We start from the raw sequence: 23002 nt of genomic DNA on the forward strand, positions 1-23002 counted from the left end.
CTTCGGGATCAGGTCGGGTCATTTGATGCTCCTCCGAAGGGTGTTCAGGCCAGGGACGGCGCGGGCGAGCTGCTGCACCACGACGACGCGGACCACCGCGCCGAGCATGGTGCTCGTGCCACGTCCGGCCTGGCCCGCCCAGCGGGCCAACAATGTGGGGATCTTGACGGTGGTCCACAGCAGCACCACCACGACCAGGAGATTCAGCGTGCCGCCCGGGTCGACGGGCAGCCCGAAGACGGGCAGCATCGTCGCCGGGTCGAGCAGTGTCTGCTGCCCCGCGGTGAGGAAGAACGCCTGCGCCACGGGGATCGCCAGGCATCCGGCGTAGGCGCGCCACCACAGCCGGGCGAGACCGTCGGTCTGCGGCAGCGCGTGGCAGGCCAGCGCCAGCGGCGCGATGCTCGTCATCACCAGCAGCGCCACGAACCGGCCGATCAGCTGGAACGCCGCCGTCACGACCAGAACGGTGATGAGCAGGATCAGGATCAGGAACAGCAGCGGGACGGTGTGGTCCTGTGCCGCAGCGAGGTGGGTGCGGATCGCGGTGAACGCGCCGTCGCCGTCGTAGCCGCCCTCGCTGATCGCCGCGGTCAGGGCGTTGGCCACATTGATGAGCTGGTCGCAGGCTAATTGGGAGAAGTGCGCGGCGGTGAAACCGACGACCAGCCGCGGTAGGAGGTCCTTGACCGTGTAGCGGGATTGTTCGTCGCCGCCGGCGATCATGACGAGCACGCCGGCGGCGACGAACGCCAACACGAAGACGGTGTCCACGATCCAAATCGACCGGCCGGTGAGCGCCTGCACCTGCGGCAGCACGGTGACCTTCGGGGTGGTGAGCAGAATGCCGGTGATGAGGTCGAAGATCGCGTTGAGGCAGGCCAGGATCGCCGTGGTGAGCCAATCAAGGACCTGGTCGAGGACCCATCCCATGACGATCAGCCCCCGACGATGCCCTGGACGACCTGCAGCAGGATCGGGGCGAGGACGGCCAGGCCGTAGCCGATCAGCGCGTTGCGCAGGGCGAGCTTGGCTTTCTCGACCTGCGACGGGTCACCACCGGCGGTGGCCCAGTACACGCCGGCCAGGACGAGGAAGAGGGTGGCGATGGCGGCCAGGATGCCCATGACCCAGGCCTGCAGGTTGGCGATCACCACCGGCAGCGAGTTCGCCGCCAGGTAGACGGCGGCGCCCGGATCGGCAGACGCGGTGGCCGGGGCGGCGAGTGACAGGCCGACGCCGACCAGCGGTACGGCGGCACGGAGTGCGAGACGAACGATTCGCGGGATTCGGAGAGTGTGCTGTGGGGTGCGGGACACTGCGGTTCACCTCCCGCCGCCCCCGATCACGAAGACGTGTGACCGGGGGCGGCGATTGCTCGAAGCGGTCCGATGGGACCGCCGCCGGGCGCAGGCGAGCAGCGCACGAACCGCGTGAGCCCCGGGAGGAGCTCGTCCTCCCTCAGGGGTGGGTTGCGGTCATCAATGTGGTGTCAGCGCATCAATTGGCGCGGCACCCGAGGCGCGCGGATCGCGGCTGCTCGTGTCGCCCGGCGGCGGGCGGGACCGGCGAGCGGTATGGCTCGCTGAAAGTCCCGCACCCCCAAACCGGGATTGGTGAGCCCTGGCGAACACTTGCCGCGCTCACCCCGGTCCAGGCAGGGCTCACAGGGCAGGTCAGGGCCTTTCACTGTCGCCGGCGTTGCCTGCGGGCGAGGACTCACAACCGGATCGGAACGGGCTGTGTTCGAGCGGTGTGAGTGCCGTTGGGGCTCACAGTTCTTGACAAGGCCGCATCGGTTCGCCCGTTCCAGGGTGCCTAGGACGATGGCGGAGAGGTTCTGATCGTCGGAGCGGAGGGGGACGGCTGAGCGGCGCCTGCGCCGCAAAACGTGCCGGCGGGGCAGGTCGGCTGGCAATTCTGCGCCGGTTCTCTTCTGCCAGCGCGCTGCCTCCGGATAGCTCTGCTGGGACGGGCGCTCGGTACGCGGAAACGGCTGTGGCCCGACGGGTATGTCGGGCCACAGCCGTGCCGGTTGGTTGTCAGGCGGCTGCTGCCGAAGCGTGCTGCCGGGCGGCTTCGCGGCGGCCGGCCGCGGCACGTCCTGCGCGACGCCCGCCGCGCTGCTCGGCCTGCTGCCGCAGCCGCGCCGTGGTCTCCGGCGACGCGACCCCGGTCAGCAGCCCGTCCGCGAGGGCCTCGGCGACGCGGCTGTCGATGCGGGACAGCCGCATGCGCAGGGCGTCGACGCTGACACCATTCCTCGCGGCGATGGGCTCGATCGCCCGGTGCCCGAGCCGCACGTCGATGTAGGGCTGCTCGTCCTCCGGGTCGAGGATCCCGAGGGTCACGGCGCGGCGGACCAGCAGGTCTGGATGCCCGTACGGCACCGGCGGAGTGCGGGAGCCGGAAACGAGGTGCTCGATGTCCTGCACCGGCAGGTACTCATGCTGCCGCAGCCGCAGGTCCCGCCCGGCTCGCCACGCCGCCTTGCACAGGCTCGCGTACGGCGCGGGTTTGGAAAGGTCGGCCCGGTCGCGGAGCGCGCTCAGGAACCCGGTCAGGATCTCGGCGTCGATATCCGCAGGGTCGCCGGTGTAGCCCTCGCACAAGTGGGCCGCGTACCGCTGTAGCGCCGGCATCGCCATGCCGACCGCGGCGATGACCCAGTGAGGCCCGTCGAGCCGGGCGCGTCGGATCAGCTCCCGCCACACCTCGTCACGCGCCGTGTAGGCGCGGGGGTGGCGCAACAGCCAGTCCCGCACTGCGGGCAGCGGCATCACCGGCTGCGGCAGACCCGCGTCGGAGAAGAACGCCGTGCAGTCAAGAGCCAGCGGCGCAGGCTCGCAGGTCAGCGCGGCGTAGGCGGTCGCCGCCGCGTCGAGGGCGGAAGTCGGCCAGTTCGTAGCGTCGGACGCGCTCATGTCAACACTCCTGTGCCACCGAAGGGATTCGAATGCCGTCGCCGGCGTTGTCACGGCGATCGGTGGCATCGATTGCGCCACAGAGGGCTCACAAGGTCCTGACAGAGCTGCTCAGGGCGCTGTTCGTCGCCCTCGAACCGGGCCTCTGTCAGTGGCCCGCCCGCACGGCGCGTCATCGCCGCTGATCGTTGGCAAGAGTCTGACAAAGGCTAGTTGACCTGCCCTGTGACACCCTGACAGAGCCTGTGACCCGCTGTTCGGAGGTGGTGACGCAGGCTCACGTCGTGACCCGCGAGACGGCGCGGACGACCTCACAGGGGACACGCGCGGCCGGCTGTGACAACCGGGTCGGCTCACAGCGCCACTGTCACCGCTCGCCGGGGACGGCCCGCGCGGGCTGCGGACGTACCTGTGACAGTCGGGGGCAGGCTGTCACCGCTGGACATTCCGCACCCTGTGACAGGCGGCGCCGCGCCGATGACAACGGCCCCGCACACACGACGCTCGGCGCGTCTCACAGTGCCGGTCAATGCTCATGTCTACGTCGACGCTCGAAGCGTTCTCCTTAACCGGCGCCGGCACCGTCAGCGCCTTCTGTCAGTGACCCAGCGTCAGTGACAGGGGTGAGTAGGGACGAGGCCGGTCCCGTCTCGGTAGGGCGAATGCCGATGGCGGCTGTTACGTCGCGCGCACCAGGCAGGACGAGGAAGACCGGGACAAGCCGCTGCCGGGTCGAGCGTTGTGAGCGGTTGTGGGTTCGGCAAGTGTTCGCCGGGGCTCACAAAACCCGGTTGGGGGATGTCAGCGCTTCACGGCGCGGCGCGGAGCCGACGGCACATGAGCGAGCACACGCCGCACCCACACCAGCAGGCCGACCACAGCGAGCCGGCCGACTCCACTCTCATTGACCTGATCGCCGGCGACCCGCCGGTACCGATCACGGTCTGGCGCACGGCCCGTACCGACGCCGACCCGCACACCAGCCTGCCCACCCGTCTGGCCTACCGCCTCGTCGCCGCCTACAGCCGGCCCGGGGAGGCGGTGGTCGACCTCACCACCGACCACGTCCTCGCACCGATCTGCGCCCGGGGCGGGCGCCAGCACCACCGCGCCTGGTTCACCGACAGCTCCCGCCTGATCATCGGACCCGCCACCGCCGGCCCGCTGGCGCCCACGACCGAGACCAACCCGCTGACCGCGCCCGGCGAGCCGGCGGCCGGCGACGCGCAGGACCCGCCCGAGCTGATCGACTGGTTCGGCGACGACCTCACCGACCCCGACCTGCCCGGCACCGACACGGCGGTCGTCCGGCCGCCCGACGACGGGCCGCTGGACGCGGCCATCAGCCTGGTGGTCGCCTGCTGGCCGCTGCACGAGGCCGGCGCGACGGCCCGGGTCCGCCTCGCCTGGCTCCTCGCTGCCTGCGCGCGGCTGCTGCGCCCCGGCGGCTGCCTCGTCCTCGTCGTCGGCGTCCCCGCCGGCACGCAGCCAACGCCGGAGGACTTCGGGCCGCTCGTGGCCGCCGCATCCGCAGTGGGACTGGGCTACCTGCAGCACATCGTCGCCGTCGAGGCCGATACCGACGGCGACCAGTTCGTCTACTTCGGCACGGATGAGGAGCTACTCACCCTGGCCCACGCCAACCCCGAGCAGTGGTCGGTCGCCCACTTGCGGGTGCACGCCGACCTGATGGTCTTCACCCCGCCCTCGACTCCAGCGGCTGGGGTGGGACGGCGCCGTGGCCGCGACGGCGGTGGGCGCCGTGGCTGAGCACAGCACTGCGGGATCGTCCGGCGCGAACGAACTGGACACCGATGGCCCTGCCGTCGGCAAGGATCACCAGGGTCGGCACCGCGAGTACGACGGCCGCCACCGCGCCGATCCTGGGGGTCTGTCCGTCTGGGCCACCGCCCAGTCGACCGGCCCCGTCCAGCGACGCGGCCGGTACGTGCCGGAATCGGTCAAGCATCCCGCCCGGATGCTGCCCGCGATCGCCGCCCACGCGATTGCCGCCTACACCCAGCCCGGCGATCTGGTCCTGGACCCGATGTGCGGCATCGGCACCACCCTGGTCGAGGCCGTCCACGCCGGCCGCGACGCCTTCGGCATCGAATACGAGCCGCAATGGTCGAACATCGCCGACGCCAACATCCGCCACGCCCACGACCAGGGCGCCAGCGGACGCGCGTCCGTCATCCGCGGCGACGCGACCCGGCTGATGTCCCTGGTGCCGAAGGCCCTCACCGGGCAGGTGGCGCTCGTGGTCACCTCACCGCCGTACGGTCCCACCGTCCACGGCCTCGTCCGCCCCGGCGAGCACGGCGTCGTCAAGTACGACGACCGGTACAACGACGGCGAGGACAAGGGCAACCTCGCCTACCGCGACCTGACCGGTCTCACCGACGGCTTCGCCGAGATTCTGCGCGGCTGCGCCACCCTGCTACGCCCCGGCGGCGCCGTCGTGGTCACCGCCCGCCCGTGGCGCAAGCGCGGCGAGCTGGTCGACCTGCCCAGCGCCGTCATCGCCGCCGGCCTGCGCGCCGGCCTCGTGCCGACCGAGCGGTGCGTTGCCCTCCTCGCCGCCGTCCGTCACGGGCAGCTCGTCGCCCGCCCGTCGTTCTTCCAACTCCAACAGGTCCGCAAGGCCCGCTCGTCCGGGGTGCCGATGCACCTCATCGCCCACGAAGACGTTCTGATCTTCACCAACACGCGCAGGCCTGAGGACGGGCCAGGGGTGGTCGCGTGAGCCCACCCACCCACCGCTACCTGTCCCTGGGCGCCGGCGTGCAGAGCTCGACGCTCCTGCTGCTCGCCGCCCAGGGGGCGATCCCCGGGTTCACCGCGGCGATCTTCGCCGACACCGGCTGGGAACCGGCAGCGGTCTACCGGCACCTGGACCGCCTGGCCGGCATCGCCGAACGGGCCGGAATCGAGGTGGTGCGCATCAGCGCCGGTGACATCCGAGCTGACGCGCTCGACCCACGCCACCGCTTCGCCTCCATGCCCCTGTTCACGCTCGGCCCGAACGGTGAACGGGGTATGGCCCGCCGGCAGTGCACTTCCGAATACAAGATCAAACCCATTAAGGCTGAAGTGCGGCGCCGACTGGGCTACCCACACCCAAGGCGCGTCCCGGCAGGGGTCCGGGCAGAGGTCGCGATCGGCATCAGCCTCGACGAGATCGGTCGGGCCCGCGACTCCGACGTCGCCTACATGCACAACGTGCACCCGCTGCTCGACGTCGGCTGGCGACGCACCGACTGCCTACGCTTCCTGGCCGAGCACGGCCTCGCGGACACCCCGAAGTCGTCGTGCGTGGGCTGCCCATTCCACGACGACGGCTTCTGGTTCGCCTTGCGCGAGCACAGCCCGCAGGAGTGGGCGGACGCCGTCGCCTTCGACCGGTCCATCCGCAACGGCTCCGCCCGGGCCAACGCGGACGGACACCCATTGCGCGGCCAGTTCTACCTGCACCGGCAGCGAGTGCCGCTCGACGAGGTACAGCTGCGGCCCCGTCCTCAACGCGGGGAAGCGTCTGGTTGTGGCCCCTGGTCCTGCCCACACGGCGAGCCGGTGACAGGCGACGCCGGGCGCGGGGAGGTGGCGTGAGCATTGCCCACACCACCGCCCCCCGCATCGGATCGCTGTGCACCGGCTACGGCGGCCTCGACATGGCCGTCGAGCTGGTGCTCGGCGGCAAGCTCACCTGGTACGCCGAAACCGACCGCCACGCCCGCACCGTCTGCGCCCACCATTGGCCCGGCGTACCCAACCTCGGCGAAATCCGCACCGTCGACTGGACCCACGTCGAGCCCGTCGACATCCTCACCGCCGGGTTCCCGTGCCAGGACATCTCCAACGCCGGCAAGCGCGCCGGCATCACTGGAGAGCACTCCAGCCTGTGGAGTTCGATCGCCGACGCCGTTCGCGTCCTTCGACCACCGCTCGTGTTCGTGGAGAACGTCGCCGCCCTCCTGCGGCGAGGATTCGACGTCGTCGAAGCCGACCTGGCCACGATCGGGTACGACACAAGCTGGCTATGCCTACGCGCGTCCGACATCGGCGCCGCCCACCGCCGCGACCGGCTGTTCCTGCTTTATCTGGACAAACAGTGGCGGCAGTGGTGAAGATCACAGCACCGCTGGTTCGTCGCCAGCATTGCGGTCCGACCGGGTTGTCGGCGTGGTCAGGGCTGGCGGACTGCGATGAGGATGGCCCCGGGAGCGTCAGTGTCGGGGCCGATCAGCAGGTGGGCCTTGATGGTGAATCCGGTGTCGCGTAGCCACGCTGCGACTCGGTCGGGCTGGCGACGGTGAACGTAGACATTCATGGGGTGGCCGCCGTAGCCCTGTGTCTTGAGCCTCGACTCGTCGCCCACGTGGAAGCCGAGTAGCAGCGGTCCGCCCGGACGCAGCACCCGGTGGAAGTGGCCCAAAACCGAAGGGACGGCGTCATCGGGTATGTGGATCAATGACCAGAAGGCAAGCAGGGCGGCAATCGAGGCGTCGGCGAGTTGCAAATCGGTCATCGAGCCCACTTCGAATCGCAGATCGGGGTGGTCGCGCCGAGCCAGGTCGATCATCGCGGGTGATAGGTCGATGCCGAAGGCGTCGACGCCCAGTTTGTGCAGGTGGGCGGTGACGTGTCCCGGCCCGCAGCCCACGTCCGCCACCGGCCCGTCGCCGGCGGCGTGGACCAGCTCAGCGAATAACGCCAGACTTGCACGAAGGTATGGCTCCGTGGCGAGGGCGTCGCGTACGAAGTTGGCGTAGCTGTCGGCGACCGTGTCGTAGGAGGTCCGGGCGTCTACCAACCAGTCGTCTGTGTTCCTGCTGGGTGACCCGGGCGCATTGCGGTCTTCCAGCGGTGACTCGGTTCGCGTCATCGGTCAATTCCTCCTGGTTGGGCTGGTAGGGACGGGAAGCTCGCTCACGGGCGAGACGTGTTGAGTTCCTGCAGCAGGCTGCGGATGCGGTCCGCGATGCAGCGGTGTCGTTCGATCTCTCGGGCCCAGCCACGTTCGGTGGCGTCGGCGATGAGTTGCTCTTCGGTGTGCAGCCGGTCTTCTAGCCGGGGGATGTACTGAGGTGTGGTGACGAACTTAGGGCAGCTCAGGTAGAGGTCACATTCGCACGGCCCTTCCTGAGGCAGGCGCAGGCAGCGTCCGAGTTCAAGTTCGGTCTTGTAGAAGTTGGTCTGGAGCCAGTCGAGTGCGGTCTGGTCGAGTTGGCCGCGGCGCAGAGTGTCCGCCAGAGGGCCGGCGATAGCCGCTCCAGGCTGCAGGACGGCCTGGTAGTCGGCCAGCACGACCGGGTCGGAGATCTGCGAGTAGGTCATGGACATGCCCGCGCTGAGGTGCCCGAGGATCTTCATGATCGTCTGGGTGCGGGCGCCTTTCTCGGCTAGTTGGGTGCCCAGCGTGTGCCGGAACCGGTGGGCGTGGATGGCGGGCTTGCCTTCGGCGTTGAGGATGCCGAGTTCGTCGCAGATGCGTCCGAGCGGCACCGCGAACAGGTATTCGACATCGGCGAGCCGACCGTTGTTGAGGAACAGGTAGCGCACATTCTTGCCGGTGTCTCTGTCGTGGATGCCGCGGTCCTGGTGTCCGGCGCGCAGTTCATGGAGACGGCGGATCGCTTCGGCAGCTTCGGGGTGGATCGGCACGGTGCGTTCTTTGAGCGATTTGCCGGCGGCGAGCCGCAGCCGCGGGGTGCCGTCGGGGTAGGTGTCGAGGCAGCCGAGGTGCAGCCGGCGGATCTCTCCGCGGCGTGCGCCGCTCCACCGGGCGACCAGCAGCGCACACCGTTGCAGCGGGCACTCGACGGTGCGGATCGCGGTCATCAGCGGTTCAAGTTGGTGGGCCGGGATGAACCGTGGGACGCGCTGGACCGCCCGTGGAACGTCCATTCGGGTCAGTACCGGGCGAGCGGGCATGTCGGTCCACTCGGCGTGGGCTCCGTAGCGGAAGAACACGGTGACTTCGGAGATAATGCTGCGGCGGTAGACGTCGCTGAGCGGCTGCTCGGGGTGCTTGACTTTGCGCTGCCCGCCCAGCCACGTCATGAAGTCCAGCAGGTCGGCGCGAGTCAGTTTGGCCAGGTTCTCCACAGCCGGGCGTTGCTGGGCCAGCCAGATGCCCAAGCGTCGCATCGCGGCCCGGGTCGAGCTCATGGAGTCGGGCCGCACGATGAGAGCTCGTTCGACCAGGTAACGGTCCATCACCGCGGCGATTCGCGGCTCCGGGCTCAGCGGCGGCAATGGTTTACGGTCCAGGCGTTGTGGCAGCCGGTCGGTGATCCCGGCGTGGAACAGCGCGATCCCGGTGCGGAACACGTTGGTGCCCCACGCGTTCTTGATCGTCGTGAGGTGCCGTGGGCTGAGGACCTCGTCGATGCCGGGGACCTGGTCAAGGGTGCGGATCGTCGCCCTCAGTTCCTCGACATCGTCGGCGGTGACCGCGTGCAGGTCCGGGTCGCCGCGGTGCAGCACCAATCGCATCACGGTCCAGGACACCCGGAACGTGCTGCTGTCGGGGTTGTGTCCCAGCGCGGTCACCTGCTCGCGTAGCTGGTCGACCTGGGCGGTCAGTGGCAGGCCGAGCTGGTCGGCGATCGACCACGGTTTGATCACACCGATGCCGAGCAGCCAGCCCCAGTCCAGCCGCAGCCGACCGGTTAAGGCTAGGTAGATCAGGTAGTCGCGGGCGTTGTAGTTAATCCAGCCGGCCGTGACATCGAAGTCATCCCCGGGGCCACGGCGCCGGGTTTGGGTGTCCTTGTTGCGCCACCCGAGCCGCTGCCGCAGCGGCTGGTCGAACCAGCTCTCCAGCTCGGGGACCTGGCGCAGGAAGCGGACATGCCGACGATGCAGCCGGACCTTGCGGTCAGGGCTGTAGATGCCGCTGTGCTCGACGAATGACGTGTACTCCTCGGCCGGACAATGTCGTGGTCCACCGACCAGGGTCGGTGGCGGTGACGCCGGCAGGCGCAGAACGGCTCCGCTCATGGTGCGGTGTCCCCGATCGCGGCCCGGTAGTCCTTGATCACGTCGGGATCACTGACCCGGGTGTAGATCTTCGTCGAGTCGGGACTGGCATGCCCAAGCCGGGTCATCAGGGTCAGATCCCGCATCCCGCCTTCGAACATGCGGGTCGCGTGCGTGTGGCGCAGCGCATGGGGTGTCAGCCAGGCGTCGCGGACGCCGGCACGCCGGGCGGCCCGGGCGAACATGCGCACCAGGCCGTCGTAGCTCAACGCCTCTAATCGTCGCTGGCCGCGACCGCCGACGAGGAACACATAGCCGGTGTCGGCGTCGGTGGGGCGTTCGTGCATGACGTAGTCGCTGACGGCCGGCAGCGCCCGGCCTTCCAGCAGGTCGACGGTCCGGTCCCGGCGGGATTTCTGCCGCACTCCTGCCGGGTGATCGGTCCGGTGGCGCACCACGATTCGCCGGCGTCCGTAGGAGATGTCCTCCAGCCGCAGGCCCAGGACCTCTCCTGGCCGCAGGCCGCCTTCCCACATCAGCTCCAGCAGAGCGCGGTCCCGCCGGGTGCGCAGCACGCCCAGCAAGGCGACATAGGTGTCGTCGGACATCGGTCTTGGCAGCGACTCCACCGTCTTGATCCGCAACGCCCGACGTACCGGCCGCTGCGGACGTGACGTCACTAGCGGCGCCCGAGGGCGGCCCGGAACTCGGGCCGCTGCCTGGTCAGGGATGGTCACGAGCGGATTGTCGGCACCGCCGTAGCGTTCGATGCTGATCAGGTACTCGAAGAACGACGACACCGCCGCCAGCACCCGGTTACAGGTCTTGGCCGCCAACAAGCGGCCGTTCCCGGAGGTCAACGTGAGGTCCAGCCGCTGGGCCTTGCGGCTCGACGAACGGGTTCGCAACCACTCGATGAAACTCACCGCCAGCGCAGGCCGGAACTCCTCGACCGTCAAGCCATGCTCGTGCAGAAACTGGTACAGCTTCTGCAAGTCGTACGCATAGGCACGGACCGTGTTCGGCGAATAGTCGCGCACCGTCAACAGGCGGAGGAACCCGGTCACATCGGCTACGGGCACGCCGGTGTCGTCTACCAGCTCCACCGCTGGCCGCCCGGGCCGGGCATCAACAGCCTTCGTCACACGCACGCTGGACAACGTAGGGGCTCAACGAGGTGTCCGCAGAATCGCCAGAACCTCAACTGTCCAGATAAGAAGGTGGCCGCACCCACCCGACAACGGGGCGGGGGTGCGGACGCTGCCGACACCGTGCGCCCGTGACGGCAAAGGACCCGGCCACCAGCACGGCCTACCCGACCTCATCGAACCGTCGGGCTCCACCCACGGCCTCCTACCCACCGCCACCGCAGAGCGCATCGCCCGCACCGGTAAGCACGGGCACACATGCACCGACGCCACACGGCTATTGCCCACCCGCAGGGCGAGCGACACCGGCACGCCCGGACGACGCGCGGGCTCCGGGTTCCGGCCCCCACTTTCTGAGGTGCTGCTGCCCACCCCGAGGGCCACCGACGGCGAGAAGGGCTGCCCAGGGCAGCGCGGCTCGCACGGCGACCTCACCCTCCCCTCCGCGGCGGTGCGGGTCCCGGCCCGGATCCTGCCCACCCCGCGCGCGTCCGACGGGCGCGGCCCCGGGCGCCACGGCGACGGCGGCGCGGACCTGCGCACCACCATCGCCGCACTCGGGCAGCCCGACGAGCAGCGATGGGGCGACTACGCCCCTGCGGTCGCCCGCTGGGAGCTGCTGCTCGGCCGCCCCGCCCCCGAACCCACGCAAACCGGCCGGCACGGCAAACCCGTCCTCGCGCCGCCGTACGTGGAGTGGCTCATGGGCCTGCCCGAGTACTGGGTCACCGACCCCACGCTCGGGCTGCCCCGCACTACCGCACTGCGGGTCCTCGGCAACGGCGTCGTCCCCGCCCAGGCGGCGACCGCCCTGCGACTTCTGCTCTGCCAGCACACCTAGCCACTGCCAGCGCACACGGTGGCTCGTCGCGGCGCATCCACACGGCGTCCGCGACGAGCCACCACCCCCGGGTGTCCAGCCGCCAGAACCTCCGACGTTCGGGAGTCCACCCATGCCTGCCAACCTGCCCCGCGCCCGACGGCACCCGACGGCGGCCGCCCCCACCCTCCAGCACACAACAGCGGGCCACGACGAGCAGGACCCGCAGCTCTACACCCCAGCCGAGGCCGCCGCCCGACTACGCGTACCGGAGTCATGGCTGCGCCGACGCGCCGGCCGCCGCCACCGACGCCCCACCGGCGACTTGCCTAACCCCGACAGCCACGCGTCAATCACCCCCGCACCCGACACCAACCGGACGGAGACCACACCATGGCCTGGGTAGAAAGCGCGGCGCCCGGTTCCGCGTACGCCTGCGCATGCCCGACGGCACCGTCACCACCGACTCATCCCACGAACTGCGCGTCGACGCCGCCCTACGGGCCAAGGAAATCGACGTCGAGGCGGCCCGCGACACCTACATCGACCCCCGCGGCGGACGCATCCCCCTCGCCGACTGGGTTCCGATCTGGGAAACGACTCACCAAGCGGGCCCTGCCACCTGGGCGGCCTATCGCAGTCACCTACGGCTGCACATCCTGCCCGCCCTCGGCCCGCTGCCCCTGGTCGACATCCGCCGCCAACACGTCAAAACCCTCGCCGTCGCCCTCGGCAAGCGCCTCTCACCACGATCCGTCGCCGACGTGATCATGGTCCTGTCGATGGTCCTGCAAGAGGCCGTCGAAGACCGACGCGTTCCGTTCAACCCGTGCCGGGGAGTCCGCATCCCGAAAGGCATCCGCGCTGAGCGACCGCATGCCACCGCCGAGCAGGTCGCCGCGATCGTCGCCCGCCAAGCCCGCCCCAGCGACGGGCTGCGCTTGGTCCGGGGGCCGGTTGTCAGCCACCCCGAACGGAGCGTCTCGACGACCTCGGCCTCCTCGGCCTGGCCGATGTCCGCCGTGGCCAGCGGCAGGAAGTGGCGCCGGACCGGCTCGCCGCCCTCCGCCGCCGGCTTGCGCGCCTGCGCCAGCAGAGTGCGGACGGTGTTGGCTCTCGTCACGTCGGCCGGGGTCAGACCGTCCTCGGTCGCCGAGTTCAAGATCTCCTGGATGCCTTCTGCGGGCTGGCGACCGGCGACGATGCCGGTGTCGCGGCGCAGCGCGGAGGCGTCGGCTGCGTAGTCTCGGGTGTCGAGGAGCGTGCCGGCGCTGGTCAGCTCCGCCCCGGGGACGCGCTCGGCCACCTCTTCGGCGATCTCCCGGACCGAGGCGTTGATGCTGACCATGTTGTAGACGGCGGCGTCGGCGGACACCGCGTCGGGATCGTTCACCAACCGGACGTAGGCGTCCGCTGCGTCCGCCACGTGCAGCAGCGGTCGACGCTGGCGGCCGTCGCCGTCCACGTGCACCTTCTGGTGCAGCACCGCGGAGGCGGTCATCGCGTTGATCATCAGGTCGTAGCGCATGCGTGGGGACGCACCGAACAGGGTGCCCATGCGCAGGGAGACGGTCCGAAACCTGGGTCCGGCCTCGGCGGCGATCGCCTGCTCCGCAGCGACCTTCGACCGGGCGTACGCCGTGAGCGGCGCGACCTCGGCGCCCTCGTTCAGAAACTTGGCGTCGTTCATCCCGTACACGCTGCACGAGGATGCGAACAGGAACAGGTGCGCTCCGTGTCCCTTGGCGAGCCGGGCGAACGCAACGGCAGCATCTACGTTCACCGACTCGGTCCACGATTCGTCGATGGCGCCGGCCGGGTCGTTGCTGAGCGCGGCGAGGCAGATCCCGACGTTCATGCCGGTCAGCGCGCTGTCCGGCAGGTCCCGGACGTCGCTCTCCACGATCCGCAGGTTATCGTTGCCCTCCACGGTGGCGAGGGCTTCGCGACCGAAGTAGAACCGGTCCACCGCCACCACCCGGTGGCTGGCGGACAGCAGCCGGGGTACCAGTACGGAGCCGAGGTAGCCGCCGGCTCCGGTGACGACGACTCGCCGAGGTTCGCGGGGCCCGCTCCGGGCCAGGTCGGTGCCGGGTGCGTGTTCCTGCACTGTCATGACGGTCTCCTTCGGTGCCGGTACCCGCTGGCGTTCATCGCCACCGCGCCGTCGGGGGCGGTGATCGCCGTCGTGCTGAGCCGCATGCCACCCTCGTCCGCCGACGCGGCGAGGAGGTGACACAGTTCGATGTCGATGAGGGCGTCCTCGGCCGGGTTGCGCACCCGGGCGGTTCCGCGGCAGGCCGCCACGAAGGCCGCTGCCTGTCGCGCGAAGGCGTCATTGGGGGCGAAGTCGCGGGTCACCGACGGGCCGCGCTGCGGATGGTGGCGCAGGCTGCCCGGCTCCAGATCACCGGGCCGTAGGTCCAGGGCCCCGTCGGTGCCGAGGATGCGGACATCCCAGGCTTCCATTCCCGGCGGCCGCACGTAGCCGGCGGTCATCGAGCAGACCACGTCGCCGGGGAAGGTGAGCAGGACGGCGCAGATCTCGTGTCGCACCGCGCCCGCCCGCGTCAACGCCTTGCGGTTGGCGATCGCCGCGACGGTCTCGGGTGTGTCGAGAATCCAGCGCAGCGGATTGAGGAACGCGTAGCTCAAATGCGTGACGAACATGCCACCGCTGGCTGCCTCGTCGTAGTACCAGGAGTGCGGATCCTGGTCCACCAACGCGATGGTCTGCACGGCGAGCAGCTCGCCGAGGGCGCCCGAGTGGATCATCTCCGCGGCGGCGTGCCAGACGCGCTTGTACCGGGCCTCGTAACCGGCCTCGACGACCAGCCCGTACTCGGCCGCGAGCGCGGCGATCTCCCGGGCGGCAGGACGGGTCGCCGCGAGACTGCCGCCGGCCAGCACGTGCATTCCCGACCGCAGCGCCCAGCGGACCACGTCGTCCTGCAGCCGGTGCGGCACCTCGGCGAGCAGCGCGTCCGGGGCGGTGGACGCCAGCTCACGGTAATCGTCGGTGCTGACGGGGATGCGGAAGCGGGCGGCGAACTCCTCGGCCCGGCTGCGGCGTCGGGCGGCGATCCCGCACAGCTCCACGCCGTCGATGGCGGCCAACGCGCCTGCGCGGATCTCCGCCATCCGTCCGGCTCCCACCACGGCGACGCGCATGGCCGGCGCCTACCAGCCCGCGACGGCCGGGACCGCCGCCGGTCCTGCGGTGAACCCGGCGCGCGTGACCACGGCGGCCGCCTTCCGCGCCTGTCCGGTAACCGGCGGAGCGTGCTCCGGCGGTGTCAGTGCCATTTCCGGCGGCTCTCCGAGCGGGCCGCTAATCGGCTCGAAAGAGCGTGCTCGCATCGAATCCCGATACCGATATCCCTGCAGCACAATTTCGTCGGCGCGGACGGCTTTTTCGGCGGACGTTATCCGGCGCAGCGTCACCCTGTTGCTCCAGGCTTTTCCCACGGTTTTCTGCCTTCTTTCAGAAGTGGCCCGACCGTCCGAGTCGAAACCGTCGGCCCGCGATGTCGCGCCATTTCTGGGCCGGAGGTGGACGGTATCAGTTCAGCAACCATCAATGTCAATGGCATTGATTGGCACGGTGGTTCGGCGTCTCGCGTCAACTGTCGAACAATCGGATGGCGATAGGTCAGGTGTGGGCGGGCGTGGACGCCCGGACCAAGACCACGCCGGGAGCGTCTGCCAGGCGGGAGTTGAGCTGCGCGACGGCGGCCGCCGTCGTGGTCGCCGCGCAGTCCAGTCGATCCACCGGCAGGTCCGGGCCGACCGCCCGGACCAGGCGAGCGACCAGCGCGTCCGCGGTGTCCGGGCGGTCCGCGCCGGGCGCCAAGGGCTGGCCTCCGGTCTTGTCCTGGGTGCCGTTGACCAGGACGACGACGACCACCGGAACGCGCCGCACCGCCACGTCGAGCAAGCCCTGCAGTCCGGTGTGGAGCAGAGCGTAGTCGCCGATGACCGCCACTGTGGCCGCCTCACCGCGGGCTGCGCCGCCAGCCACTGAGACCGCCGAGCCCAGGCAAACAGCGGCGTCCGAGGCCTCGTACGGTGCGTAGCAGAGGTTGACCGACGACCCGACGTCGGTTGCGACGAACACTCCGGTCCGGCGGAGATCGGCGATCGCCGCAAACACCGGGTGGAATGGTGGGTAAGTGGAGTCCTTGCGGTTTTTGGCCTGCACGGTCTGCCACTCGGCGGGGCCCTCGGCGAGCGCACGGGTGACAGCCCCCGCTCTGATCGGTCCCTCCGGCGGGAGGTGCCCGCTGATCCGTCCGATCGCCTGGTGACCGGCGGGGACCTGCTCACGGATTCGCCGTTCCAGATGCGGCAGCGGGCTCTCCAGGACGACGATGCGGGTGTGCTCCTCGATGAACCGCGTGATCTCTTTCTCGTTCCGGTCGCCACCGAGCCGGCGTAGCGTCAGTCGGCACGCGCCGTCCGGCACCTCGGCCTCCGAACGGCCGAAACAAATCAGTCCTACGTCGTGCGGCGCGGCGCAGGCGAGCACCGGTTCGGCGCCCGGCACGGGTGAGTTGGTGGAGTGCTGGCGCAGGCGGCGGTGCTGTGTCCGGCCCAGTTTGGTGAGCCGCTGGGCGACCGCCGGGTCGAGCGTCGGCCGATCGCCGGAGATAGTGTCGCCCACCGGCTCGGAGCCGCCGCCCGCGCCGGTCGGCACGGTGCCGGTCAACCGCAGGATGACCGGCACCGATTCGGCCTCGGAGAGGCGAACGGCGGTGCCGATACAGTGCTCCAGATCGCCGTCGAGGGTCGGTTCGATCAGCGGGATGCGCAGGATCTCCGCGAGGTCGCGGCTGTCCTGCATCGCGGTGGAACGGGAGCAGTCAAGATCATCGGCCACGATCAGCACGATCGCCGCTCCGATCGAGTGCACCGCCGCGTTCAGCAGCGGATCGAACGCCACGTTGAGGCCATTCTGTTTGCACATCACCACGCTGCGTCGGCCGACGAAGGACAGGCCCAGGGCGTTCTCCACCGCGACTTTTTCGTTCACCGACCATTCGAAGCCGAGCAATGCTTCCGCCGCGGTGTCGGCCACGTGTGTGATTGGCGCCCCCGGCACCGCGAAACAGTGTTCGACGCCGTGTTTCGCAAGCATCGCGGAAACCGATTTGCAATCGCAGGCACCTTGGCAATGGCTCACGTCGGCTCCCTACATAGTGATGTTCACCGACTTCCGACGCTACCACCGCTGCATTTGGCAGTGCGCATTCCGGGAGTGTGAAACTAGAGAAGTTCGACGCTCGAGAATGGAATTCACCGGGACCGACGGCCGGCGCTCACCGGCCGTCGTCCTCCCACCAGCCCGGATAGGCGCGGTCCGGCATGGTCGTGGCATCGAAAGCGGTCATCCGGGCGTACCCCTGGTAGAGCCGGAAGTAGTGGGGGAGGGCGCAGCGACCAAGCCAGGGCTTGCGGGCCCCGCCGTAGTGCAGGATCTGGGGCGCAAGTCCCCGGTACTCACGGACCACCGTCCGTGCGACCTGGAAATTCCACTCGTAGCTCAACTCCCGCCAATGATCACCGAGCGCGACGTTGAGCGAGTCCTGGTCAGGCAATAGGAGGTCGGTGCGGCTGCGGGCGAAGTCGAAGACGCGCCGGGTAGCGTCGATGGCGTTCCAGCGCTCCAGGTCGATGACCAGGACCCCCGCATTCAGTTGCCGTCCGGCGTGCCGCTTGCCAAATATCTGCGCCGGTGCCCCGAAGTCCCAGTCGCGCACCGCTCCGAACGCATGCTCCCCGAGTGGGGCCTCGGCGAGCGGCCGCACATCGCCGACCACAAGGGTGTCCGCGTCCAGGTAGAGCATCCGCCGGTGCCGCCCGGCCAACAGGCCGGGGGCGAGCAGGTACGCGAACACCGTCGGCGGGAACTCTCTGTTCTCGCACCGGGTAGAGGGCAGATCCCGCAGGAGCACCTCGTTCACCGGAAGGAACTCGACGGTGGCGGCGGACGACCACGAGGCGGCGATGAGCTCCCGCGACAGTGCGGAGATGCCAATGTCGACCACGTACATTGCGGGTCGCACGGTATCCGGGAGGTTCGCCAGCAGCGACCGGCCAGAGATCGCCGCAGGTAGGGCGTAGTTGTCGTCCGTGGCCCACACCAGGGCCACGCTGTCGGTTGTCGCCACGGGAATTCTCCCTGGTCCGCCGAACCGGAATGTTCAGAACGTGGGACCGCCGGCGGCGATGCACCGCCGGCGGTACTCGTCGTACATCACCCGCATGTCGGGTAGGTGGTGCGGGTCGCCGAAGCGGTAGACGACCGGTAGCGGCCCGTTCCATTCCCGGCGCAACACGTCGAGGACGGGGAAGTGCCACTCGAGACCAAGCCGCTTCCAGCGGGGCGGCACGCCGCGGCGGTCGAGCTGGTCCTCGGTGAGCGTCCTGGTGTCGATCACCAGCACGCCGGGGTCGATGCTCGGGATGTCGCCGGAGCCGGGTTGAGCGAAGCGTGGCGCGCCGGCCACCGGGCAGCCGTCCAGGTCGATCGAGATGAGCGGCGACAGATCGCCGACGACGAGGGTGGCGCAGGCCAGATGAATGATCCGGTGGTGCGCCTCCGCCAGCATCTCGGAGAGCAGGACGGCCACGCCCAGTTCCCCGGGCGGGAGCGGCGCACCGGCCGCGGGGTCAAGGAATTCCAGGCGGCCGTGGCCGAGCAACGCCGACAGGCTCTGCTTGGTCTCCGGCCGTAGCCCCAGATCGAGTACGGCGAAGTGGAAGTCGTCGGACGGGCTGTTCTCCAGGAGCGAGGTGGCGGACACCGCGGTGGGGCCGGCATCTGCTTCGGATACCGCGTACGTGACGACATGGCGGTTCGGTCGGTGCACCGGTGGCTGGCCTTCCTCGGGGGAGCGATCGCGGAGCAGCGGATCTAGGCGAAGTCCACTCCGGACCTATCGCGCTGCCGGGACAGGAAGGAACCGATGATCTGGGCCGCCGCCTGGTCCTGGGTCATCCCCTTGTTGCGCGCCCACGTACGCATCTGCCGATGATCCGCCGCTGGCAGCGTGACGACGACCTGCCGGACCCCCTCGGCTCCGCGCGCCGGCACGCCGATCGGGTGCAGACCGGTGCGTGGATTGCTCTTCAGCTGCTTCATCGATCGCAGCCGGTGGATCTGCTCGGCCCGGGTCAGCCCGGCGAGCTGAGAGGCGATCGCCTTGAGGTCCACCCGCTCCCGGGCCACGTCCTTGACCGCGTCTTCCACCCGCAGGGCGGTCTTCACATCGATGTCGCCCTGGTCGACCAGCGTCTTCAGTTCCGGGTCCAGCCGCTCGTACTTCACGTACGAGCGAACCTGGTGATACGGCAACCCGAGCTCGTCCGCTGCGGCCTTCATCGAGCCGTACTTGTGGTAGAGGGCGGTGCAGACGTCAATGAGATCCAGCTGGCTCATGTTGCGCCGGATCAGGTTCTCGCTGAGCGAGAGGACCTTGGCGGAAATCTCGTCGACCGCTCGCTCCAGGATGGCGGCGTTGATCGTCCGGCGGTTGAGACGTTGGTGGGCGAGGAAACGGCGTTGCCCGATGATGATCTCGTACCGATCCGTCATGCCGTCGATCGGTGCGACGACGATCGGCTCCAACTGGTTGTTCACCCGGATGCTCTCCACGAGATCATCCAGGCCCTCATCGACCGCCCGGGTGCGGGCCTGCCGAGTGCTGATCTCCAACCGCTCCAGTGGCAGGTCCTCCACCGAGCGAAACTTGACACCCACAATCATCCCCCCGTGTGCAGAAGTTCGTCTCAACCGATCGACCTTCATGGCATTTCTACAACCTGATGGTTTCGTTGGCCACGGCCGCGCGAGGAATGCGCGGTATGGATGGTTGTACATCCAATGCCAAGTTCGAGGGTTTAACGGGGTGGATGCCGTTGCTGAAGCACGGATGCGGGGTGCCGGTGGGCGGCGAGATCCCCAGGCCCGGCCCGGGCGCCGGTCGCCGCTCGCCGGTTGGGTGCGGCGTGCCGTCGGGTGCGCAGGGGGCCGGGATCGGACGGGATTGTGTGCCGCAGGGAAACTAGATTCGAAAGTGCGATCTTGGCAGGCCGAGAGCTGCTGTCATCGGTCGGACTTCCGGGGGTGCGCCACGAGATCACCGGCTTCACTCGACGTGAGCTGATCGTCGGCGAAGGTGACATCGACGGTGATCCTGATACCCGACAACTCGTTGTGACCCTTGACGTAGGCACCGGTCAGCCGCCCGTCGCGGCAGTGCACGACCGCGCAGCCGCCCGGCACCAGCGTGGTCCGCAGTGGCCTGCCCATGACTGTCGTCCTCACCGGCACCGGATCGTCGCCGGCGCCGGGAACGGGCCTGTGGAACAGGAAGACGAACACGTCACCGGCGGGGTTCACGCGGCGCAACTGGAGAACGCCGTCGCCAGGCCGGTCGGCCCGCGGCGCCGTGTGGGGCCAGGCAACCAGTGCCGTACGGGCGTCGGCGGCGACGGTGATCGGCAGCCCGGCGTGGGCCGCGTCGGCCAGGCGGGTGCAGCGGGCACCTCGCTCGTCGGCCTCCGGCAGCTCACCCAGCAGCAACACGGGGCTCCCACAGCGGGCGTACGTCACCAGGAATTCCTGGAGTTCGGCCGGCATGAGCGGCCCCGATGTGGTGATCAGCGGACGGCCCTGATCGATGTCGTCGTCCGTCTCGCCGAACGCGATCGAGAACGGCACCCCGTACCGCAGACAGTGCTGGACGAACGGCGTGATCGTCCGACCGGCGGGTGGTTCCGTCTCGTTGCCCCACGAGGTGATCGCCGCTTGGGCGGGGCGGACGAGGAGGACAACGTCGGCCTCCGGCCGGCTCGCGGCCAGGGCCGGCCCGGCCGCCCGCAGGAATCCGGTGAACTCCCGCAGCGCTGCCAGGCTGGGCCCGGGGGAGCCGTCGACGTTTATCGGCGCTGCCTCGCCGTACGGCGGGTCGAGCAGCGCCGGATCGCCGGCCACCATCCGCCGGTGCGCCGCGTCCATCATGAGGTGACCGCCCCATCCGGCAGTGGCGCAGGCGGTGTAGACGCTGATGCCGGTGGCGCCGCAGGCGAGGCCGAGCAGGGAGCGGTAAATCGGTACGCAGGCCGCGGAACAGGCGGGTCCGACCCACGTCAGCGACCAGTTCTCCTCCAGCACAGGACCGGGGGCGCGCTTGGCCGCCAGCACGTACCGGGTCAGCTCGTCGTCGTCGGCGGGGTCGCCGGTCCAATTAGTGAATCCATAGTGGACCGTGCGGGCCGTCGTCGGTCCACCGCGACTCAGCCAGGCATCCAGAGCGGGCGATCGCGCCCCCGGTGGCGGCGCGGCGTTCATCAGCAGCGGCACGTTCAGGCCGAGCCGCCCGCCGATGTCGTCCAGCCCGGCCGCCAGCGACTCGTTGAGCCAGGCCGCCCATTCGGCGTGGTCGCCCCCCGCGCTCGGGCGCGGCGGCTGGAGGCCGGGATGCCGCCGCGCGAAGGCCGCCAGTCCGGGCTCTGAGTAGTCCAGGGCGTCCGGCGCCAGCCCCGTCTCCCCGAACCACCCCTCGTTGCCCACCTGGACCGCAACCACCGGCCCGTGCGGATGGATCCGGGGTCGCAGTACGTCGCCGACCGCGCGCAGCCACTGCCCGGCGTCCGCCAGGAAGGCCGGATCATGCGGCGACGGCAGCGGGTAACCCTGCGCGGACAGCGGTTCGCCGGCGGCGGAGAGCGCGGCAACCCGACCGGTGCCCCCGGCTGGTCCGACCCGATCGGGCAGTCCGCCGAGGGGGAGTTCGGCGTGCACGTACGGGCCCGGCTTCGGCAGCGCCCACAGGCCGGCCGCGTGCACCAGGTCGAGGAACCCGACCAGGTCCCGGTTGCCCGGGCCGGTGAAAGTGAAACGACCCGGCGCCATCTCGTGGTGCCGCCACGGAACGTAGAAGCTGACAGTGGTGAGCCCGGCCGCCCGCAGCGCGCGCAGCTTGGCCGCCCACCGCCCGGCCGGGTCGCGGTAGTACGGGTAGTCGCCGGCCAGCAGCAGGTCCGGTCGGTCGTCGATGACCAGGACGCCGTTGCGGATCACGGAATTCATGCGTCCGCCGCCGACATGGTGAGCAGAATCTTGAGCGCGGCATACCCGTCGGCCGGGTCCGGGACGCCCAGCATGGTCATGGCCTCGCCGGCCCGATCCAGCGGGATCTCGTGGCTGACCAGGGATTCCAGTGGCAGGCCGGGGGCGAGCTTCAGCGCGGACCTGAAGTCGGCGGGCGCGTACGGGCCGGCGCCGACCAGCCGGATCGCGCCGGTCGCCAGCCGGTGCAGCGGAATCCGGGCGACGCTGCCCAGCCGCTCACCCATCACCAGGATGGTGCCGCCGTCGCCGACGAGGTCGATCCCGATCCCGGGCATAGTGCCGACGGTATCGATCACCAGGTCCGGCGGGCGGACGAGGTCGGCGACGGCGGTGACCTCGACCGAGCGCGGCAGCGCCTCCCGAACCAGGGCGGCCCGGCGCGGATCCGGTTCGGTCAGCTGAACCCGGAAACCCCGGCAGGTCAGGACCAGCGCGCAGAGGGCGCCGATCGGGCCGCCGCCGACGACGAGGATGGTGTCGTCCCAGCGGGGTGCCGCGCGGCGCAGGTTGTTCAGCACGCAGGCCAGCGGCTCGACCAGCGCGGCGCGCTGGTCCGGCAACTCGTCCGGGATCGGGTGTACGAAGCGTTCCGGCACGAGCGCGTACTGCGCCATGGTGCCGTCGCGGTCGACGCCGATCTCGTGACCGTCCTTGGCCCGGCAGAGCGCCATGCGTCCCCGTCGGCACATTGGGCAGGCCGTGCAGTAGTAGGTGGGGTTCACCACCACCCGGTCGCCGCCGCGCAGGCTGCGCACCGCCGCGCCGACCGCCGCGACCCGGCCGGCGGATTCGTGCCCCAGTACGACACCGGGGGCCGCCGCGGCCTCGCCCAACAAAATGGCGCGGTCGGTGCCGCAGATGCCGGTCATCGTGATCCTGACCAGCACGTCCTCGGGTTCGGTGATGATCGGCACCGGCCGCCGGGTGAGTGTCCCGTGGGAGGCGGCGCTGTGAAGCGTGTACGCGGGCATGGTGGCGGTCACGGCGA

General features: G+C 69.9%; 19 protein-coding genes and 1 pseudogene. 6 read left to right on the plus strand and 14 right to left on the minus strand.

Annotated features, from left to right (window positions below; all coding sequences use genetic code 11):
• Nucleotides 1-18: 18 nt before the first annotated feature.
• The 3 genes from KBX34_RS07100 to KBX34_RS07110 form a co-directional block, all read right to left on the minus strand.
• On the minus strand, nucleotides 19-933 hold the full coding sequence (locus KBX34_RS07100) for a conjugal transfer protein TrbL family protein (RefSeq protein ID WP_210923928.1): 915 nt from the start codon (nucleotides 931-933) through the stop codon (nucleotides 19-21).
• Nucleotides 934-938: 5 nt separating this feature from the next.
• Entirely contained in the window at nucleotides 939-1319 is a 381-nt protein-coding gene (locus KBX34_RS07105; RefSeq protein ID WP_210923930.1) for a pilin, read from the minus strand.
• A gap of 723 nt (nucleotides 1320-2042) precedes the next feature.
• Nucleotides 2043-2924, minus strand: coding sequence for a hypothetical protein (locus KBX34_RS07110; RefSeq protein WP_210923932.1), 882 nt, complete (start codon nucleotides 2922-2924; stop codon nucleotides 2043-2045).
• 837 nt (nucleotides 2925-3761) lie between these two features.
• Here KBX34_RS07110 and KBX34_RS07115 point away from each other — a divergent pair.
• Genes KBX34_RS07115 through KBX34_RS07130 form a run of 4 tightly spaced genes read left to right on the plus strand, consistent with a single transcriptional unit; the run spans nucleotide 3762 to nucleotide 7051 of the window.
• Nucleotides 3762-4694 carry a hypothetical protein gene (locus KBX34_RS07115; RefSeq protein ID WP_210923934.1) on the plus strand — a complete coding sequence of 311 codons (933 nt, stop codon included), beginning with the start codon at nucleotides 3762-3764 and terminating at the stop codon, nucleotides 4692-4694.
• On the plus strand, nucleotides 4678-5670 hold the full coding sequence (locus tag KBX34_RS07120; protein WP_374223663.1) for a TRM11 family methyltransferase: 993 nt from the start codon (nucleotides 4678-4680) through the stop codon (nucleotides 5668-5670). The genes KBX34_RS07115 and KBX34_RS07120 overlap by 17 nt, the downstream gene beginning before the upstream one ends.
• Nucleotides 5667-6533, plus strand: coding sequence for a hypothetical protein (locus KBX34_RS07125; protein WP_210923937.1), 867 nt, complete (start codon nucleotides 5667-5669; stop codon nucleotides 6531-6533). Before KBX34_RS07120 ends, KBX34_RS07125 begins: the two co-directional genes overlap by 4 nt.
• Nucleotides 6530-7051, plus strand: a complete 522-nt coding sequence (locus tag KBX34_RS07130; protein ID WP_210923939.1) for a DNA cytosine methyltransferase — start codon at nucleotides 6530-6532, stop codon at nucleotides 7049-7051. Before KBX34_RS07125 ends, KBX34_RS07130 begins: the two co-directional genes overlap by 4 nt.
• A 59-nt stretch (nucleotides 7052-7110) precedes the next feature.
• Here the strand turns inward: KBX34_RS07130 and KBX34_RS07135 are convergent, their stop codons facing one another.
• From KBX34_RS07135 to KBX34_RS07145, 3 genes are read right to left on the minus strand one after another with little or no spacing between them, the layout of a single operon-like run.
• Nucleotides 7111-7809 carry a class I SAM-dependent methyltransferase gene (locus tag KBX34_RS07135; protein WP_132396067.1) on the minus strand — a complete coding sequence of 233 codons (699 nt, stop codon included), beginning with the start codon at nucleotides 7807-7809 and terminating at the stop codon, nucleotides 7111-7113.
• Nucleotides 7810-7853: 44 nt separating this feature from the next.
• Entirely contained in the window at nucleotides 7854-9929 is a 2076-nt protein-coding gene (locus KBX34_RS33400) for a tyrosine-type recombinase/integrase (protein WP_247671528.1), read from the minus strand.
• Nucleotides 9926-11059 carry a tyrosine-type recombinase/integrase gene (locus KBX34_RS07145; protein ID WP_210923941.1) on the minus strand — a complete coding sequence of 378 codons (1134 nt, stop codon included), beginning with the start codon at nucleotides 11057-11059 and terminating at the stop codon, nucleotides 9926-9928. The genes KBX34_RS33400 and KBX34_RS07145 overlap by 4 nt, the downstream gene beginning before the upstream one ends.
• A 355-nt stretch (nucleotides 11060-11414) precedes the next feature.
• Between KBX34_RS07145 and KBX34_RS07150 the strand changes: the two genes are divergently transcribed.
• Together KBX34_RS07150 and KBX34_RS34385 are read left to right on the plus strand one after the other, a co-directional pair.
• A complete protein-coding gene (locus KBX34_RS07150; RefSeq protein ID WP_247671529.1) occupies nucleotides 11415-11897 on the plus strand; it encodes a hypothetical protein in 483 nt (160 codons plus the stop codon).
• Nucleotides 11898-12316: 419 nt separating this feature from the next.
• Complete coding sequence (locus KBX34_RS34385; protein ID WP_374223664.1) at nucleotides 12317-13120, plus strand: hypothetical protein; 804 nt, start codon at nucleotides 12317-12319, stop codon at nucleotides 13118-13120.
• Nucleotides 13121-13179: 59 nt separating this feature from the next.
• On the opposite strand, the pseudogene KBX34_RS34390 reads toward KBX34_RS34385, so the two are convergent.
• The 8 genes and pseudogenes from KBX34_RS34390 to KBX34_RS07195 all read right to left on the minus strand — a co-directional run.
• Nucleotides 13180-13992: pseudogene (locus KBX34_RS34390) on the minus strand (NAD-dependent epimerase/dehydratase family protein); the annotation flags it as partial.
• Complete coding sequence (locus KBX34_RS07165) at nucleotides 13989-15047, minus strand: Gfo/Idh/MocA family protein (protein WP_282102584.1); 1059 nt, start codon at nucleotides 15045-15047, stop codon at nucleotides 13989-13991. The pseudogene KBX34_RS34390 and the gene KBX34_RS07165, both read right to left, overlap by 4 nt.
• A 481-nt stretch (nucleotides 15048-15528) precedes the next feature.
• Nucleotides 15529-17013: a thiamine pyrophosphate-dependent enzyme gene (locus tag KBX34_RS07170; RefSeq protein WP_210923950.1), complete on the minus strand. Its 1485-nt coding sequence runs from the start codon at nucleotides 17011-17013 to the stop codon at nucleotides 15529-15531.
• Nucleotides 17014-17194: 181 nt separating this feature from the next.
• Nucleotides 17195-18046, minus strand: a complete 852-nt coding sequence (locus KBX34_RS07175; protein ID WP_210923957.1) for a glycosyltransferase family 8 protein — start codon at nucleotides 18044-18046, stop codon at nucleotides 17195-17197.
• Between the two features lie 33 nt (nucleotides 18047-18079).
• Nucleotides 18080-18748: a hypothetical protein gene (locus KBX34_RS07180; protein ID WP_210923959.1), complete on the minus strand. Its 669-nt coding sequence runs from the start codon at nucleotides 18746-18748 to the stop codon at nucleotides 18080-18082.
• A 44-nt stretch (nucleotides 18749-18792) separates the two neighbouring features.
• Complete coding sequence (locus KBX34_RS07185) at nucleotides 18793-19617, minus strand: ParB/RepB/Spo0J family partition protein (protein WP_210923961.1); 825 nt, start codon at nucleotides 19615-19617, stop codon at nucleotides 18793-18795.
• 366 nt (nucleotides 19618-19983) lie between these two features.
• A complete protein-coding gene (locus KBX34_RS07190; protein WP_210923963.1) occupies nucleotides 19984-21972 on the minus strand; it encodes a beta-galactosidase in 1989 nt (662 codons plus the stop codon).
• On the minus strand, nucleotides 21969-22997 hold the full coding sequence (locus KBX34_RS07195) for a zinc-binding dehydrogenase (protein ID WP_210923965.1): 1029 nt from the start codon (nucleotides 22995-22997) through the stop codon (nucleotides 21969-21971). The genes KBX34_RS07190 and KBX34_RS07195 overlap by 4 nt, the downstream gene beginning before the upstream one ends.
• Nucleotides 22998-23002 lie beyond the last annotated feature (5 nt).

This window comes from Micromonospora sp. M61 (assembly GCF_018070245.1).
Taxonomy (GTDB): Bacteria; Actinomycetota; Actinomycetes; order Mycobacteriales; family Micromonosporaceae; genus Micromonospora; species Micromonospora zamorensis.

Excerpts from the sequence above, each read along its gene's own strand:
- KBX34_RS07115 (WP_210923934.1), top strand. The coding sequence starts at position 3,762 with ATGAGCGAGCACACGCCGCACCCACACCAGCAGGCCGACCACAGCGAG.
- KBX34_RS33400 (WP_247671528.1), bottom strand. The coding sequence starts at position 9,929 with ATGAGCGGAGCCGTTCTGCGCCTGCCGGCGTCACCGCCACCGACCCTG.
- KBX34_RS07170 (WP_210923950.1), bottom strand. The coding sequence starts at position 17,013 with ATGCTTGCGAAACACGGCGTCGAACACTGTTTCGCGGTGCCGGGGGCG.
- KBX34_RS34385 (WP_374223664.1), top strand. The coding sequence starts at position 12,317 with ATGCCCGACGGCACCGTCACCACCGACTCATCCCACGAACTGCGCGTC.
- KBX34_RS07110 (WP_210923932.1), bottom strand. The coding sequence starts at position 2,924 with ATGAGCGCGTCCGACGCTACGAACTGGCCGACTTCCGCCCTCGACGCG.
- KBX34_RS07135 (WP_132396067.1), bottom strand. The coding sequence starts at position 7,809 with ATGACGCGAACCGAGTCACCGCTGGAAGACCGCAATGCGCCCGGGTCA.
- KBX34_RS07165 (WP_282102584.1), bottom strand. The coding sequence starts at position 15,047 with ATGCGCGTCGCCGTGGTGGGAGCCGGACGGATGGCGGAGATCCGCGCA.
- KBX34_RS07190 (WP_210923963.1), bottom strand. The coding sequence starts at position 21,972 with ATGAATTCCGTGATCCGCAACGGCGTCCTGGTCATCGACGACCGACCG.
- KBX34_RS07100 (WP_210923928.1), bottom strand. The coding sequence starts at position 933 with ATGGGATGGGTCCTCGACCAGGTCCTTGATTGGCTCACCACGGCGATC.